The 15,841-nt window shown below is 43.3% G+C and carries 13 protein-coding genes; 9 read left to right on the top strand and 4 right to left on the bottom strand.

The window, feature by feature from the left end; genetic code table 11:
* The first annotated feature begins 165 nt into the window (after positions 1–165).
* The 5 genes from JOE45_RS05765 (at position 166) to JOE45_RS05745 (ending at position 9,646) form a co-directional block, all read left to right on the top strand.
* Positions 166–960 carry a helix-turn-helix domain-containing protein gene (locus JOE45_RS05765; RefSeq protein ID WP_348632488.1) on the top strand — a complete coding sequence of 265 codons (795 nt, stop codon included), beginning with the start codon at positions 166–168 and terminating at the stop codon, positions 958–960.
* Positions 961–1,893: 933 nt separating this feature from the next.
* Positions 1,894–2,145, top strand: coding sequence for a YolD-like family protein (locus JOE45_RS05760; RefSeq protein ID WP_210021104.1), 252 nt, complete (start codon positions 1,894–1,896; stop codon positions 2,143–2,145).
* 190 nt (positions 2,146–2,335) lie between these two features.
* Positions 2,336–3,556 (top strand): GAF domain-containing sensor histidine kinase, encoded by a 1,221-nt coding sequence (locus JOE45_RS05755; RefSeq protein WP_210021105.1) that lies wholly within the window; start codon positions 2,336–2,338, stop codon positions 3,554–3,556.
* An 807-nt stretch (positions 3,557–4,363) separates the two neighbouring features.
* Positions 4,364–5,875 carry a methyl-accepting chemotaxis protein gene (locus JOE45_RS23795; protein ID WP_210021106.1) on the top strand — a complete coding sequence of 504 codons (1,512 nt, stop codon included), beginning with the start codon at positions 4,364–4,366 and terminating at the stop codon, positions 5,873–5,875.
* Between the two features lie 1,137 nt (positions 5,876–7,012).
* On the top strand, positions 7,013–9,646 hold the full coding sequence (locus JOE45_RS05745; protein ID WP_210021107.1) for a stalk domain-containing protein: 2,634 nt from the start codon (positions 7,013–7,015) through the stop codon (positions 9,644–9,646).
* A gap of 124 nt (positions 9,647–9,770) precedes the next feature.
* Here the strand turns inward: JOE45_RS05745 and JOE45_RS05740 are convergent, their stop codons facing one another.
* The 3 genes from JOE45_RS05740 to JOE45_RS05730 all read right to left on the bottom strand — a co-directional run bounded on the left by JOE45_RS05740 (position 9,771) and on the right by JOE45_RS05730 (position 11,993).
* Positions 9,771–9,869: a DUF1731 domain-containing protein gene (locus JOE45_RS05740; RefSeq protein ID WP_461479533.1), complete on the bottom strand. Its 99-nt coding sequence runs from the start codon at positions 9,867–9,869 to the stop codon at positions 9,771–9,773.
* Between the two features lie 23 nt (positions 9,870–9,892).
* Positions 9,893–10,924 carry a zinc-binding alcohol dehydrogenase family protein gene (locus JOE45_RS05735; protein ID WP_210021108.1) on the bottom strand — a complete coding sequence of 344 codons (1,032 nt, stop codon included), beginning with the start codon at positions 10,922–10,924 and terminating at the stop codon, positions 9,893–9,895.
* A gap of 268 nt (positions 10,925–11,192) precedes the next feature.
* Complete coding sequence (locus JOE45_RS05730; protein ID WP_210021109.1) at positions 11,193–11,993, bottom strand: DUF2935 domain-containing protein; 801 nt, start codon at positions 11,991–11,993, stop codon at positions 11,193–11,195.
* A 141-nt stretch (positions 11,994–12,134) separates the two neighbouring features.
* Here JOE45_RS05730 and JOE45_RS05725 point away from each other — a divergent pair, with 141 nt between their 5' ends.
* Positions 12,135–12,896, top strand: a complete 762-nt coding sequence (locus tag JOE45_RS05725; protein ID WP_210021110.1) for an NRDE family protein — start codon at positions 12,135–12,137, stop codon at positions 12,894–12,896.
* A gap of 106 nt (positions 12,897–13,002) precedes the next feature.
* Positions 13,003–13,416, top strand: coding sequence for a DUF2203 domain-containing protein (locus tag JOE45_RS05720; protein WP_210021111.1), 414 nt, complete (start codon positions 13,003–13,005; stop codon positions 13,414–13,416).
* 123 nt (positions 13,417–13,539) lie between these two features.
* Here the strand turns inward: JOE45_RS05720 and JOE45_RS05715 are convergent, their stop codons facing one another.
* Complete coding sequence (locus JOE45_RS05715; protein WP_210021112.1) at positions 13,540–13,758, bottom strand: hypothetical protein; 219 nt, start codon at positions 13,756–13,758, stop codon at positions 13,540–13,542.
* A 164-nt stretch (positions 13,759–13,922) separates the two neighbouring features.
* Between JOE45_RS05715 and JOE45_RS05710 the strand changes: the two genes are divergently transcribed.
* Both JOE45_RS05710 and JOE45_RS05705 read left to right on the top strand, forming a co-directional pair.
* Positions 13,923–14,249, top strand: coding sequence for a metal-sensitive transcriptional regulator (locus tag JOE45_RS05710; protein ID WP_210021113.1), 327 nt, complete (start codon positions 13,923–13,925; stop codon positions 14,247–14,249).
* 243 nt (positions 14,250–14,492) lie between these two features.
* Positions 14,493–15,734 (top strand): CynX/NimT family MFS transporter, encoded by a 1,242-nt coding sequence (locus tag JOE45_RS05705; RefSeq protein WP_245246668.1) that lies wholly within the window; start codon positions 14,493–14,495, stop codon positions 15,732–15,734.
* The last annotated feature ends 107 nt before the right edge of the window (positions 15,735–15,841 follow it).

Genomic DNA, 15,841 nt, shown 5'->3' with positions numbered 1-15,841 from the left:
ATTATTTACACAGGAACATACGTTTGATATGATTGACTTTGGTAGTACTTCAATAAGGACAGGAATCTAAACTCGTAAACAACCTAGTTTATGAGCAGCCGGAACGGAACTGGCAGCCATCCCTTATCCCAAAAGGAACATGAGCGGAAGGAAGGTGCAGGTATTGTGACTAACCGATATTCAGAAATTGACGAGGTGCTCGCATATATTCATCAGCATATTTATGAACCGCTTCCGCTTTGCCGGTTGGCCGGTCATGTAGCCTACAGTCAGTACCATTTCTCGCGCATTTTTAAAGAACGAATAGGTATCTCACCCTTATATTATGTTTCTTCCCTCCGATTGCAAAAGGCAAAAGATTTGTTATTGCGGACCAATCTGAGTATTCGCGATATCGGATTGGAGATAGGGCAGCAGAGTCTAGGAACCTTCACCACCCGATTTACCGAACGGGTAGGAGTGACGCCGTCCGACTTTCGGAACTCGGCTCTGCAAGCGGACAATCACTTGCAATCATTACAGAAGCTTAACGATTGGCGTACGTCATATCCTAGTTTAAATCAACACGTAAGAATAGAAGGGACCGTCCAATCGACGATTCCTTTTGAAGGTGTCATTCTGATCGGCCTGTTTGCCAAACCGATTCCTGAAGGACTTCCCCTATACGGAACGTTGGTTCCTTCTTTAGGGGATTTTTGTTTTACAGGCGTCAAACCGGGCACCTACTATCTGATGGCTACATCGGTTTCTTGGGGGATGCAAGCCTTGGATTATTTGCTTCCGCACACAACGTTACGCGCCCGATTAAAGGAGCCGATCATCGTTGGTCCCTTTTCCTCCGTCCCGCATCAGCAAGTTACGCTCCACGTTCCCCGTCCTGACGATCCACCAATCTTGATTTCTATTCCCTTGTTAATGAATAATTTCCTCAATCGGGTAATGCAAAATAGCCATCGATAAGAAATTGCTCTATGTTGCATGCTGTAATAGCGAGGGGCTGCCAATCGTTCATAACCGATGGAAATTGGGCTTTGTTTTTCAGTAATGAATCTTAGGATTTAACATCGCTCATATATACTCGAAATTCACAATCGCTTCGCACATAATTAGTCCCGTTTATTTTAACGCTTATAGGGGTAATTCGTTCAATTGTTCCGCCATCCTCAATTCTTACAGGAATATCATCAGCGGTGTGTTCCCAGACGGTTACTTTCAACTGGAACAATGATGCTGCGAATAACTCTGTATCGGAATAAAGAGCTCTTGACTCAGACATTAATAATCACCTCAGCCACATTATTCGACGTAGTAAATAAGAATTCCTTTCTGTTCCTATGAAAGTGTTTATTTCAGCGCTATTCGGTATTATAGCTTCCTATGTGATCTTAGAACGATAGTCATTCAAAGGGCTTGTAACTTGAACTCCCTGCAAGTATTTGAATTTTTAATATGCCCAGTAACATAAATAGATTTGTAATATCCGGATTTCCTGCCTTTTCTCTCGATCTTAAATGGCCGATCCGGTTATGAAAACAGTGTTACAAAGCGCCATTTTTATTTACGACCCTGTACAGATTACAGGTTAGGTAGGTTATTTTGTAATCGTGGTAACTTTATACGTAGAAAAAAGACTTGTGGTAAACTTAGGATTCAACGTCTTCGATACTCAACTTATTGGCAGGATAACGAATTAAGACGAGGCCAAAATTTTCTTAGCTCCATGTGACCCACTGTGGTAAAATTAAAAAACAAATCATGGATTTAAAAAATAGCGGGGTCAGTTGCGATCCCTTCAGTTACGCACATCCATAAGCTACATTTTGAGTATTATTAGTATATTTTTATATTAAGATATTTTAGGACTATAAATGGAATTATTACGGGGGAATAAAAGTGGCAAAGGCAAAGGTAGCAAAGCGACCAACGAGGGATGAATTTGTTTTAGAGGAGATAGGAAATCAACTAACGGAAGCTAAGCTGGAAAGTTCTGAAATCCTGCTGACGGTATGGGGATGGGGAGAACCGGTTCGCGGACTGATTGTGGAGATGGATTCAAGAACTGGAAAAGTCCATGTCCGGGGGTCTGTAGAGACTGTAAAAGTACCCTTTATGGATATAATGAGAGTAGATTATCCACGGGATTAGATCCGTGGTTTTTTTATTACAAGATAAAAACTTAGTATTATTCTGAGATTTATAATTATACCAACAGGCAGAATTGTTCTGTTCCCAACTTGTGGTATTTGCTTGACATATAATAAAGGATTTCAAGAACAATTAGCGAATCAATTTAAATAATGGTAACACTCATGATTAGATAAGAAAGGAAAAAGCTATGATAGAAACTGAAAAAGAGCAAGACCGATTACAGGCTTTGCAAAGGTACCAGATACTTGATACGCCGTCAGAAGGCTCTTTTGATAGAATAACTTCGCTTGCTTCCCAATTACTTAATGTGCCCGTTGCTATCACAACCTTAGTTGATACGGATCGGGTTTGGTTCAAGTCCCGACATGGGATAGACCTGGAGGAGGTAAAACGTGAACCTGGACTTTGTGCTTCAGCCATCCTTCACAATAAGCCTTATATTCTTAATGATGCAAGTATTGATCCGCGGTCGCTCGCACATCCTTTGGTCGCAAAAGAAAACGGTTTTCGTTTCTATGCCGGTGTTCCACTGACTACTCACGACAATCATAACCTGGGCACACTATGTGTGATGGACTATCAGCCCCGTTCAATCACGAATGAAGAACTCAATATCTTGAACGTTCTCGCTCAAATAGTTATGGATGAAATGGAATTGCGGTTGGCCTCACGCAATATTGACAAGCTAACTCGGCAAAAGTCTGCATTATTAGCAGTGCTTAGCCATGAAATCCGAACACCATTGAACGGTATTATTGGAATGACAAGCTTGCTTCAATCTACCGAAATGACGGAGGAACAAAAGGAATTTTTGGATACGATTGATTCGTGCGGCGAAACATTACTTTCTTTGCTTGATCATATATTGGATTTTTCAAAATTCGAAGCTGGTAAAATGGAATTGAATGTTGAACCATTTGACATACATTCTTGCTTGAATCAGGTGCTAGATCTGTTTTCTGCTCAAGTTTTAAAAAAGGGGATTATTATAAAGAGTGAACTCGCTTCAGAGATATCACATAAATTGGTAGGCGATAAGCATAAAATCCGGCAAGTTTTAATTAACTTGGTTGGAAATGCAGTCAAATTTACAAAGCAAGGGGAAATTCAAATTTCGGTCAATTTGACATCTGAAGATTTAGAGTATCAACGATTATCTTTCAGGGTAAAAGACACAGGTATTGGTATACCGAATGATTATATTGACCAATTGTTCCAACCATACACACAAGTACACACGAAGATCGCTGATGAATATTTTGGCGGAACGGGGCTTGGACTTTCAATATGCAAACAGTTAGTTAAATTGATGAATGGGCGTATCTGGCTTGAAAATTCAACAAACCGTGGCTCGACATTTGCATTTGAAATTGGATTTCCACTAAAAACAGAAGATTATGTTAAATAATGCTATTTACAAAATTCATACACCATATTGATCTATATTAGCTTTGCATATTTGGCGAAGTCATCTCCGTCTAAACAGCTCGATTAGCGTCAGCAGTTCCAACATAGCTCCACTTACGCTAACCGGAAATGAATCAACTTTAATTAAGTACCAGTTTTTGGTGTTTTTTATTTTACTAATGAAGTTCGACTATGGAGGAGTATGCTACGAAGCAGCTCCTTTTTTGTATTTATTGAAGTATCGGTCAGCATTCCTTTTATGAAGAAATATGGGGTTTGAAGAATAAAAAGGCTCCTTGGTAAGATGTGTAAGGATCCCAATTGCTGGCTATCGATCGGATCCAAAAAAACAATGCAGGGAGATACACTATGTATTCTACTCAAAATCAGAAAATTTCTCAAATCACTTCTTCTAAACCAATTGATGGTGTAGATAATGCAAAGTTCAAGTATTTGGTTCGAGCACAAGATTCTCGCGGAGTCGAGTATGGGAAGCCAATCGCGTGCCGAGCTGCTCTACGTCCCATGTCTAACAGAGTCTACGCACCCCATCCTTCATTCAACCTGTCTCTACTACCGTAAGCGGCTTAACTAACTGAAAAAATATAATTATATGTAATATTAAAAGATGTCAGAGGCCTCCGGTAACCGAACTCTTATTATAAAATGAAATGATTTGTCATGAAATATTAAATAGGTTAAAATAGCGAATGATGTCGAATAAAATCGAAAATACTTATACTGTACAAACTGGAGGTGGTTTGCCACGTTACTTGGTTTAATTTTTAATAATAAGGAGAGATGATTTATGTTTTTTAAGTCGGCACCAAATAACCAGCTCACTGCATTATTAGAGGAAACTAGAAAATTACGAAAAAGGGTTCAAATGAATGACTTTTCCGGATCCTTAGATCCCTTGGCAGCTACTTCGGAATCCAAAGAAATCGCCGAGAATATGAATTTTATTATAGAAAAGATGATGCATTACGCAAACGACTTGGAAACTCGCCTTGATCTGGTAACTGAAGCGATTGAAGTCGGTCTATGGGATATGCATGTTGTGGCCGGTGACCCCGTTAATCCTAACAATACATTTATATGGTCTGACGAATTCCGCAGCATGCTTGGCTATCAAGATGAAAATGATTTCCCCAATATCCTTGATAGCTGGGCATCAAAGCTTCACCCGGAAGAGCGTGACTGGGTTCTTGAAGCCTTTGTGACTCACATGCAAGATGGAACCGGGCAAACTCCCTTTGATGTGGAATATCGGTTGCTAAAGAACAACGGTCTATATCGTTGGTTCCGCGCCACCGGATCAACCATCCGAGATAGCCATGGTGTCCCGTTAAGGGTAGCCGGCGCTATATTTGATATACACGAGAAGAAGCTAAAAGCAAAAGAAATGGAAGATTTGGTCACACGTTACGATCTTATAAATAGAGCGCTGGTAGAAGCCCCTTGGGATATGACAGTGATCGCTGGCGACCCTGTAAATCCGAATAATGAATTTTGGTGGTCGCCGCAATTTCGAAAAACGCTTGGCTTCAAAGATGAGTCGGACTTTCCGAATGTGCTTAGCAGCTGGAGCGGGAGACTTCATCCAGAGGACAAAGAGCGGACGTTACAAGCTTTTGCCGACCATCTAAATGACCATACCGGTAAAACTCTATTTGACATTGATTATCGTCTGCGTTCGAAAAACGGTGAATACCGCTGGTATCATGCCGGTGGAGAAACCATTCGAGACAGCGATGGCGTTCCGCTGCGAGTGGCGGGAACCATACGGGATATTACCCATGAAAAAAACAAAGAACAAATCGTTCACCAAATGACTACGCAAATGCAGCAACTTTCTGACTCTATAAGCGAGATGGTTAGAGGTGTCAATTCTGTAACCGATCAGGCACAAGAACTTGCTATCGCCCAAGAGCAATCAGCTGAAGCTGCCAATAAAGCCAAAAACAGTGCGGACGAAACTAAAAACATTTCAAATTTGATTAAAGAAATTGCGAATCAAACTAATCTATTAGGCTTAAATGCCTCAATCGAGGCTGCCCGTGCTGGTGAGCAAGGTCGTGGTTTTAGCATTGTTGCCAACGAGGTAAGAAAACTGGCAGTACATAGTGCAAATGCTACCGGGAACATAGAGAACAGTCTGAATGATATGAAGGAACTCATTGAAATAATTCTAAATCATATCGGGAATATGAGTACTCTCACACAGAGTCAAGCCGCCTTGACAGAGCAAGTAAATGCATCGATGGATGAAATAAATAGTATGTCACAATCTTTGGTCGATTTTGCCAAATCGATATAGTATTCCAAACAAAATAGCTTGTTCTGTTAACTAGGATCGATAACGAAAGAGTGTATACGCTCGTATACCGATAGTTTAAAATGGTGTACTGGGGTCATCGAGATGCCAGAGACTTTTCGCCGCGGCAGGATGCGGAATACATCCAGCGTTTGATTTGGAGAAAACATGCTCTTGTTGAACAAATGGAGCTGCCGAAGCTTGCCGACATGAAGCAGATCACGCAAGGTCAGATTCAAGCAATGGACATGGTCATAAGGGAAATGATACAGGAATTTTATATATAAATGTTTAAGCACTCGAAAGACCAAAAGAGTGCTTTTTTCTTTGTAAAAGTATACAGCGGTATACTACCGCGACACGCAGGCCAATTGGCCTTACGAAGTTCGATAGTTGAGCAGGCTTCTGATCGGAGTCTGTCGAATTAATTGGCAGTTTACCGCAGTAAGTATGCCGTGAAGCTAGTATTCTGGTATACTATGGTCAATAACAAATTCCGGAGGCTGTTTATTATGGAAAAATGTAGGGGGGCTTTCTTGGCTGTGGTATTGATGTTATTTTTGTCCTCAGATCTTTTGCCAACAACGATGGGTTGAAATTTGTTAGTGTGCAAGAAATAGAAAATGAAATAGGGAACGGTAAAATTCAAAGTATATCATGATACACATGACTTTGGATATGTTGATGTTGACGCTGGCAAGGGCACAACAAGAACATTTACAATGTCTGATGGCAGCGGAATATTGGAAAGTCTATGTAAGTACCGGTGATGGTCACTCTATGGACATTCCATGCAAGTGCAAAACAATATTAAATAAATAACTGTTAAAAGGGGCAGTCTCAAAGCGTGTGGGAGAAGAGATGGAAGTTCCTTTTGGGTGGCTCCAATGCTATCGACGAAAAGCTCTTAGTGTTTATTGAGTGTTCCGTATACTCTATAAATACTAAGAGTTTTTTATGTGGCAAAAACTGTGCTTGAATAATTTTCCTTGATAATGCTAGTAGTTTTCATATAATAAGTGAAGAGTTAATAGTACGTCAATATTTTACAAAATTCGTCATTATCCGACAATCTTGGGAAGGTGTTTATGAGCTATGCTCTGTTTGACACATTTGAACACAACATGGAGGGCACAGAACATGAAAAAACTCATCGCAATCATACTTACAGCGTTTATGGTTGCCGCAGGTGTGCAAGGCGCTAATGCTCAAAATAACCTCGAATACATACCGCCGAGCGGTGGGTGGGGGCTGGGCGATATACAGTATATCGCGCCATCGACGGCAAGGACGTACAATATGGAAGTTGGAGGAACAGCTTCTTTAACGATTCTCGCCCATACGGACGACGGCGGCTTCGATGTGTCCCCGCTTGTCCGAATCTACGCGGAGGATGAAAATATTGTGTCCGTAAATAATGCAGGTATCGTAATTACATTAACCGCGCTGCGCGTGGGCGCAACGAACGTCCGCGCGGAATTTGGAGGCGCGGCGACGGATATCCCGGTCACCGTGTTTGGGAATAACACGTTGGACAACCAGAATGACGTCTATAAAAACATCGATACGGCGCAATTGTTAGCAAAGCGACAGACAACGTTACATATTATAAATCATTTGAGATCCACGTTAGGCATAACGCCGCTTCAATTCAATGATAACCTCAATCAGGCGGCACAGGCGCATTCCAATTATTTGGAATGGCACGGCGCTCCTACGAATTTTCACTTGGAAATTCAGGGAGATATAGGTTTTACAGGCGGTGATGCAGGGGCACGGGCCATTATCGCGGGTTACCCGAGCTTTTCCGATGTTGGCGAAGTGATTAGTCCGACGGGGGATCCGGTAGATGCTGCTAACGGGCTCATCGATGCACCTTTGCATCGCACCCTCCTCCTCGCTCCGCAATTCAGGGAAGTAGGGATTGGCATAAGCGACACTACGGTCATTACTCCCGCTGTAAACAGCAAATTGGAGAGATCGGATAACAAGCGAGTGTACTATCCGTATAACGGACAAACCGGTGTACCGGCGTCCTGGATTGCTGCAGAAGACCCTAACCCGCTGGAGCCTTTCGGAAGACCTTACGGCGACCTTGTCGGATATCCGATTTCTATTAATTCCGGCGGCGGCGTTAGGATGTCTCTGATTGAGGGAAGCCTTACGGATTCGGGCGGCAACCCCGTTGATTTTTATATGTTGGATGATCACGTTCATAGCATGGCGGGAGGAAAGATTTATTTAATTCCGAAAGCGCCTCTCGGCAGTGGCATGACCTATACCGTCCGCGTTGATTATAAAGCCGAAAATGTGGAGACGGGACAAGTTTCCAATGAGTCTAACACATGGTCGTTTACAACCGAGGGATATAAAGACAAAGTGGTGGAATTAACGACACCTGAAGACCAATTGTCCGCCGACTTGGGCAAACCGATAAAGCTCGGCCGTTTTACCGCCAAGTACGAGTCAGGACGAGAGGAGGACGTAACGCAGCTTGTGAAATTTAAATATGACCCGAAGGTAATGGAAATTAAAGACGGCTACGCAACTGTAACTAATGCCAAGCTCGATGAATATGTATTCTTTTCTGCGGAATATGAAAAAACAACCGAACACGTGAGCATTCATATTTGGGAACCGTCCGAACCGTTGATTCAGGAGGAGTTGGATAGCCCGGCACTCCATGAGGAAGCGGGGCTATGGGACGCCATCCTTTCGCAACCTGTCGATAGCGCCAAGGAAACAAGTAATCCTTTCACCGACATTAATGGACATTGGGCGGAAGCAACTATCCAATGGGCTCAGCAAAAACAAGTAGCCCAAGGATATTCTGATGGAACGTTCCATCCCGGGGATAACGTGAAAGAAGCGGAGCTTTTGGCGTGGTTATTTAGACTTTACGGGGCGGAACAAGACAACAAGCTGAAAGAATCGATCCTGTATAAACGGTCCTCCAAAGCAAAAGCAGGCAACCTGCCTGTCGTGTCCGATCGTTGGGACACGAAATATTATTTATACGCCTGGGGATTCCATCTTGATTTTCTGCAAGGTATGGAGCGAGAGGATGCAAGGTTAACCCCAATAAACCGTTACATGGCGGCACAAATTATTGCCGGGGTGGATGGGAAACATCTTTCTAAAGAAGAAGCTGTCATATACTTGCTGGATAATAACTACTCAAGCGGCAAAACCGCTCCAACTTTAGAAGGATATAAAGGCGACGATTATTTGACGAGGGCGGAGGCGCTGCAGTTTTTAAGGAATATAAAAGAGCAGGGGCTTGAAAACTTGATAGCCCGACCTGAAGCTCCATCGGAGGTGGTACCTTCAGAAAGGCCACCAGCAACAAATTTGGTAGAATCGGGTCAGGATGATGCTTTTGGAATGTTGATGGTGAAAGGTAAGCAAATAGCTGAAGAAGAAGGCCTGCCGGTCTTACGCGGCGGAATAGTGTATGTCCCTATACAAGCCATTGTTGAGGCAATGGGGGACACATTTACCTGGAGAGACGAGCCTTATTCCGCGATAGTGCGCAAGGCAGACGGAACGATCGTTCACGTGTCGTCCGGCTATTCGTTTGCGTTTGTCAATGGTGAAAAAGTCGATATTTCCAGCCAAAAATCGGCTGCACAACAAGGCACTGTAGTAGCCGAACCATATGTGAGAAATGACGTACTTTATGTCCCCTATGATTTCATAGAGCGCGCGCTTCAATACCCGCTTCAAATCAATGAAGAGGCCAATGCGGCTATCATACAAGTAGGAAGATATTAGTACGAGAAAGCTGTAAGGGCTTCGCAAGATGGCGTAAACCATTTGCGAAGCCCTTTTTTGATACTAGTAGTTTTTAGTAAAAAAAACTAGGAAGCTAATATGAAGAAATCTTGAGATAACAGGGTTACTTTACAATATCTCGAAGTGCCCTATCCATTTGATCATATTTAAACTTATACCCATACTTCTCTAATTTCTCTGGGATGACCCAACGACTTTTCAAAATCAATTCGGTTTCCGTGCGAATCAGAAATGCTCCAGCACCAATTTGCCAATCATCTTGTTGCTCTCCAGGAGTGCGTGAGCATTCCGAAGGTTTTCTGCAGAAATGGGTTCGAGGCGTTGGGTCAGAGTAGTTCTCAACGTTCCGTTATCTACGGCCTCGGCGATGCGATTAAGCAAGAAGTGCTGCTCGATCATATCTTCCGTTTCAAAAAGGGAGCGCGTGAACATGAACTCCCAGACAAAGGTAACGCTTTTTCTCTTGAGCAGCGTAAGGTCGAGGGGGGACTTGGGATCGTCAATGGCACAAACTACTCCTTGAGGAGAAATGACCTCACTAATCCCTTTCCAATGTTTCTCAAGAGCATTCAAGCAAAAGATATAGGGGACGTGTGATAATCCCAGAGCCTGGAGCTGCGGGAGCAGTGGGTTATGATGATTGACGGTATGGTCCGCGCCCATCATGGTTACCCAATCCATCGTTTCTGGACGGGAAGCTGTCCCAATGACGGTAAGACCAACTTGTTTCGCCAGTTGGATGGCAATTGACCCTACGCCGCCTGCAGCACCTATGATAAGCAGGGACTTTCCTTTGTTGTGAATTGGATCTTGGGAGATTTTCATTCGATCAAACAGCGCTTCCCAAGCTGTGATGGACGTCAAGGGCAGAGCTGCCGCTTCTGCGAAATTTAAAGTCTCGGGTTTGCGCCCGACAATTCGTTCATCCACAAGATGATATTCGCTGTTACCGCCTTGCCGTGAGATACTGCCGGCATAATACACTTTGTCCCCAGGACGAAACAGCTTGCAGTCCTCTCCCACTTCTTCCACAACGCCTGCCACGTCCCACCCCAAGATTCGGGGCGTTTCTTCGATCTGTTCTTTGGGTGCACGAACCTTGGTATCAACCGGATTGACTGAGACGGCCATAACCTTGACTAACAGATCATGTCCCTTCGCGTTGGGCTTTTGTACTGTAAAATCCATCAGGCTTTCAGGGTTTTCAATCGGAAGATATCGAGTGAGTCCTACAGCTTTCATCATTTTCATAACCATCACTCCCTGTGGCTTTAATGTATTGTCATTTGTCTTGACTTCATGCGAACATACTCAATGACTAGAAACAACCGTTTAGCGATTGATAATAAACTTTGGAATGTTGTTCATAAGGTATTCTATCATAGAAAAACGAAAGAAAAAAAATATACGGTTCAAACGATCCGCTGAACCGTATATTATATGAGAAAGAGCAGGTGGCCGCGGCCACCTGCTAGATAGGGTTGAACATGATTCCCAAAGTGAATAACACTAGATTTCTATGTTTTTATTTCGCGGCGGTTTTTGTCAAACTGCTTTCTAGCATATCTATAATGAAAAGGAACCTTTCAGCTTCCCGAAATACATGGTCAGCCAATAAGGGGTGAATGATGCTCTTTATACGACAATCCTCAATTAATTCTTTAGCTGTCTTTTTAAAGTCACGGAGGGATTTGACGGAAATTCGATTTTGATCAAGGAATTGGTCTAATAAAGGAACGGTATGGGATTGAGGGCGCATAGATTCTAAATCCCTTGCTTGAAATAGCAATTGGTCGAAATCTTGGCTAAAATGACGTGCCTGTTCTACTAACTGACGTTCGGAGGGGTCCAATAAGTGTCCAATAAATTTGGCATGATCTGCCATGATTCTTAAGAAAAAAACATTCTCATTCATAATTGCATCAGGTAGAGGGTCTAATCTTCCAGTGTTAAGTTCTTCCAATCTGTTTCTAAAATAAAATGCTTCTCTACTGATGTGGTCAACTAACAAAGGAAAGTTATTCGCTCCAGGCAGTTGACAGCTTAGAATGAGTCCCAACACTTTTCTTTTAAAAGCCCAGATATGGGAAGCTGCATTGTGTACTTCTACATTGAATCTTTTTATTACTTCGGGATCAGTATCAGCAGTATAGGTATTGGACCTTCTTTCAATTTCCTCAAATACGGCATAAAATTGATTGGCCTCTTGTATTAAATGAGTATCATCGCAGCGAAAGCCTAATTTCAGAAAAAGCGAATGCTCCTTCATGATCCGTGACCAGAACCGTACTTCGTCTAAAGAGCGCATAACGAATCCGTTGGACATGCTACCCCCCCATTTCGATTTCAACAATAAATAATATCGGATTTGAAAGGAAATTATGCTCGAAAGTTGAATTGTAAAATACAGATACCTTGATTAAACTGAAACTACAAAATAAATGATGAGGAAAGCTGGGATATCACATTGTGCTTAATTTTGTTTGCTTATCATGTACACGAGAGATACAAGCTGATCGTTGCTGCTAATCGTGATGAATTTTACAAGAGACCAACACTTCCGGTTCATTATTGGGAGGATTATCCATCTGTACTTGCCGGTCGGGATTTACACAAAATGGGTACATGGATGGGTGTGACGAAAACAGGACGCTTCGCCGCTTTAACGAATTATCGAAATCCGGAGGAAATAACAGATGGCAAACGTTCTCGAGGGGAGTTGGTTGCCGATTTTTTAAAGGATAATAACCCCCCTGAAGATTTCATGCATGAATTAGCCAAAAAACGTAATATGTATCCTGGCTACAATTTGTTGGCAGGGGATGCGGATGAGCTCTACTACTATTCAAATATGGAGAATACAGTTCACAAGCTGGAGCCGGGTGTTTATGGACTCAGTAATCATTTATTAAATTCCGATTGGCCAAAGGTCTCACGGGGTAAAGATGGGTTGGCGAATATCATTAGTGAAAGCCATGGGGATTTGGCAGAGCGGGTCTTGTCATTGCTCCAGACGGCTGATTCAGTCTCAGATGAACTGCTTCCTGACACAGGAATTTCACTAATATGGGAAAGGATTCTCTCTCCTATTTTTATTGAAAGTGATGGTTATGGCACAAGGAGCTCGACGGTTCTTTTGATGACGGGAGAAGAAATGTACTATAAGGAAAGAGTCTATTCGAAGGAAGGAATGAACGACCAGCACTATACGATTACATTATTAGGTTAAGTGGGGGATGTAATTGACTACACTAGTTTTATCTATTCATAGGTAAGCAGATTTGTATAGTTATAGCGAGTAATGTAGTACATTTTGGGAAAGGAACGAATGCGCCATGACAAATAAAATATTTACGTTAAGCGAAGCGAACGAGCTGCTTCCGCAGTTGAAGGAGGACTTGCTAAAGCTGCAGACATTGACAAAGGAGTTTGAGGAGCAGTATCTGGAGCTTAAAAAGAAAAAAGCCGAGCGAGAGCGGGTCTCCTTTCGCAAGGAGGATGATCAGGATCCATTTTTTGAGGCTGAAAGCCAGCTTGAATTTATGCGAATCGAAGTGAATCTTTTAATTGAAAACTTCACTCGAAAGGGTGTCCTGCTGAAGATGATTAATCCCGGCTTATTGGATTTTCCAGCGGTGTTGGAAGGGAAGGAAGTACTGATTTGCTGGAAACAAGGGGAAGAGCGCATCACACATTTTCATGGCTGGCACGAGGGATTCATGGGCCGGAAAACGCATCCTGAAGCATAACACCTTTTCATCATCAAAGGAGGTTCCTTTGTTGAACGAAGGTCAATATTCTACCAAAACAATGGCAGTCTAGAACTTGATTTTCATGTTCTAGATTGCCATTGTTTGTCGTCACATATGAAATCAGGCGTGGACCGTCTCATCATAATACATCGTCTCCTTGTTGAATGAACGATTAATTGTTAAGAGAGCATGCAGTAGTTCAAACACTTCAGACTGGCTAAGCTCCAATTCTACTTGTTCGGCCGTCTCCGTCTTTTCTGATATTCGAACCTGAATGGACTTGTCTGTTGAATTCATTTGAATTTCCAGTTGATCCTTCTTTAGTACGCTTTGCCACATGACCTATCACCAAACCCTTTCATTTACTTTCATGAGTCCCGCACAAATCGGGCATGAAAACATATATATGCGGGTGTAATTGCGCTTATGACACTTTTGTGATCGGGTTTTTGCATAGGCTAGGCGGACGATAGTATAATATAAGGCAACAAGGAGTGGATCGAATGACACAAGAGGAGAGCAATCTGCATGAAGCTTGCGGGAACCCTAACGAGCGAAGGAGTCATCATTCCGATAAAGCTAAAAGTAATCTGATCAGCCGCTTGAACCGGATTGAGGGGCAGATCCGTGGTGTGAAAGGGTTGATCGAGAAGGATACGTATTGCGATGATGTGTTAAATCAAATTTCTTCCATTCAATCTGCTTTAAACGGGGTAGGAAAACTGCTGCTGGAGCATCACATGAAAAGCTGTGTCATTGAACGTATTCAAGATGGTGATGAAGAAGTCATTACTGAGCTGCTGACAACGATGAATAAGCTGATGAAATAAACGAATATAACTGACAGAGAGGGGTTCAAGGGAATCCTTCTTTTTTGTGTTATATAGTAACTTATGTTTCTTAAGGAGGAGAAAAGAGCGTACATTAATTGTAATATATAGTTGCCGACAGACCATATCCGTGATACATATGTTAATAGGATTTATTTGCAGTGCCCGAACTGAACTCAGTAAAGTCATTGGGTTGGGGAGGAGGGGTTATACGTTGATAAATAAGGAGGAGGTTGTAACAAGATGCTTATGAAAGATAGATCAAAGCTGACCGCAGGTCACTTCAGTATCAGGAACATACTGCTAGTCCTTGGAATCATATTAGTGGCTTCAAACCTGCGTGCTTCACTCACCGTCGTGGGTCCTTTGGTAGGAACCATTCGTGAAGAGGCAGGTTTATCCAGTATACTTGCTGGATTGCTCATAGCTCTTCCTCTGATCGGCTTTGCGGTCCTTTCCCCGTTATCTCCGAAACTAGCTCGTCGATTCGGGATGGAGCAAACCTTATTAGGATGCATGGTTGTCCTGACGGCAGGGATCCTGTTGAGGTCGGTATCTTCAGCAGTGGCGTTATTCGCCGGGACGGCTTTGCTGGGTTTGGCGCTCGCTGTCTGTAACGTCTTATTGCCTAGTTTAATTAAGCGTGACTTTCCCGGTAACGTTGGTCTTATGACAGGAGTATACACGGTTTCCATGAGCATATGGGCTGCATTCGCGTCTGGATTGAGCGTTCCGATCGCGCAGGACCTAGGTCTCGGCTGGCGAGGATCGCTAGTATGCTGGGCTATTCTGTCTGTCATAGGAGCCCTGGCTTGGCTGCCGCAGTTGAAATCCCGACGTCAGGCTGCCGCCTCCCGGATGAACGGAGCAGCTATCAGCGGGTTGTGGAATTCCCCGCTCGCCTGGCAGGTGACCTTCTTCATGGGTCTGCAGTCTATGGTATTCTATGTGACTGTGGCCTGGCTCCCAACCATTCTGACGGATAGGGGACTGAGCGCGGCATCAGCAGGCTGGATGCTTTCCATGATGCAGTTTGTCGGTGTCCCGGCTACGTTCATCGCACCGGTATTGGCTGGCCGACGTCCAAGCCAGCGAAGTCTCGCCACGGTTATCGTTTTGCTTCCCCTTATCGGATACATAGGTCTACTTAGCGGCGGGACCATGCTTGTGACGCTATGGACCATGCTGATCGGCCTAGGCTTGGGAGCGAGCATCAGTCTGGCGCTCACACTCCTTACGCTGCGAACCGCAAATGCCGAGCAAGCCGCCGAGCTATCAGGAATGGCACAGTCCGTTGGCTATCTTCTTGCTGCTGTTGGACCGATCCTCTTTGGTTTGCTGCATGATTTAACCAGCTCTTGGAAAGTGCCGCTGCTAACCCTCATCGCGGTCATTATCGTTCTTCTTATTGTGGGGCTTGGTGCGGGACGGAATGAGTACGTTACCATAACATCCAAAAGGCAAGATGAAGGCATCAGCTTTTAATATTATGCATCCCAGTTGGAAATGAGGCAGTCATGAATCTGAAGCATAGCTCTATAAGCCGTCTATACATAAATTCAGAAAATTCAGTATTGACACACCGTTTAAAC

This window comes from Paenibacillus sp. PvR098 (assembly GCF_017833255.1).
GTDB lineage: Bacteria > Bacillota > Bacilli > Paenibacillales > NBRC-103111 > Paenibacillus_G.
This window is presented reverse-complemented; position numbering and strand designations above follow the sequence as displayed.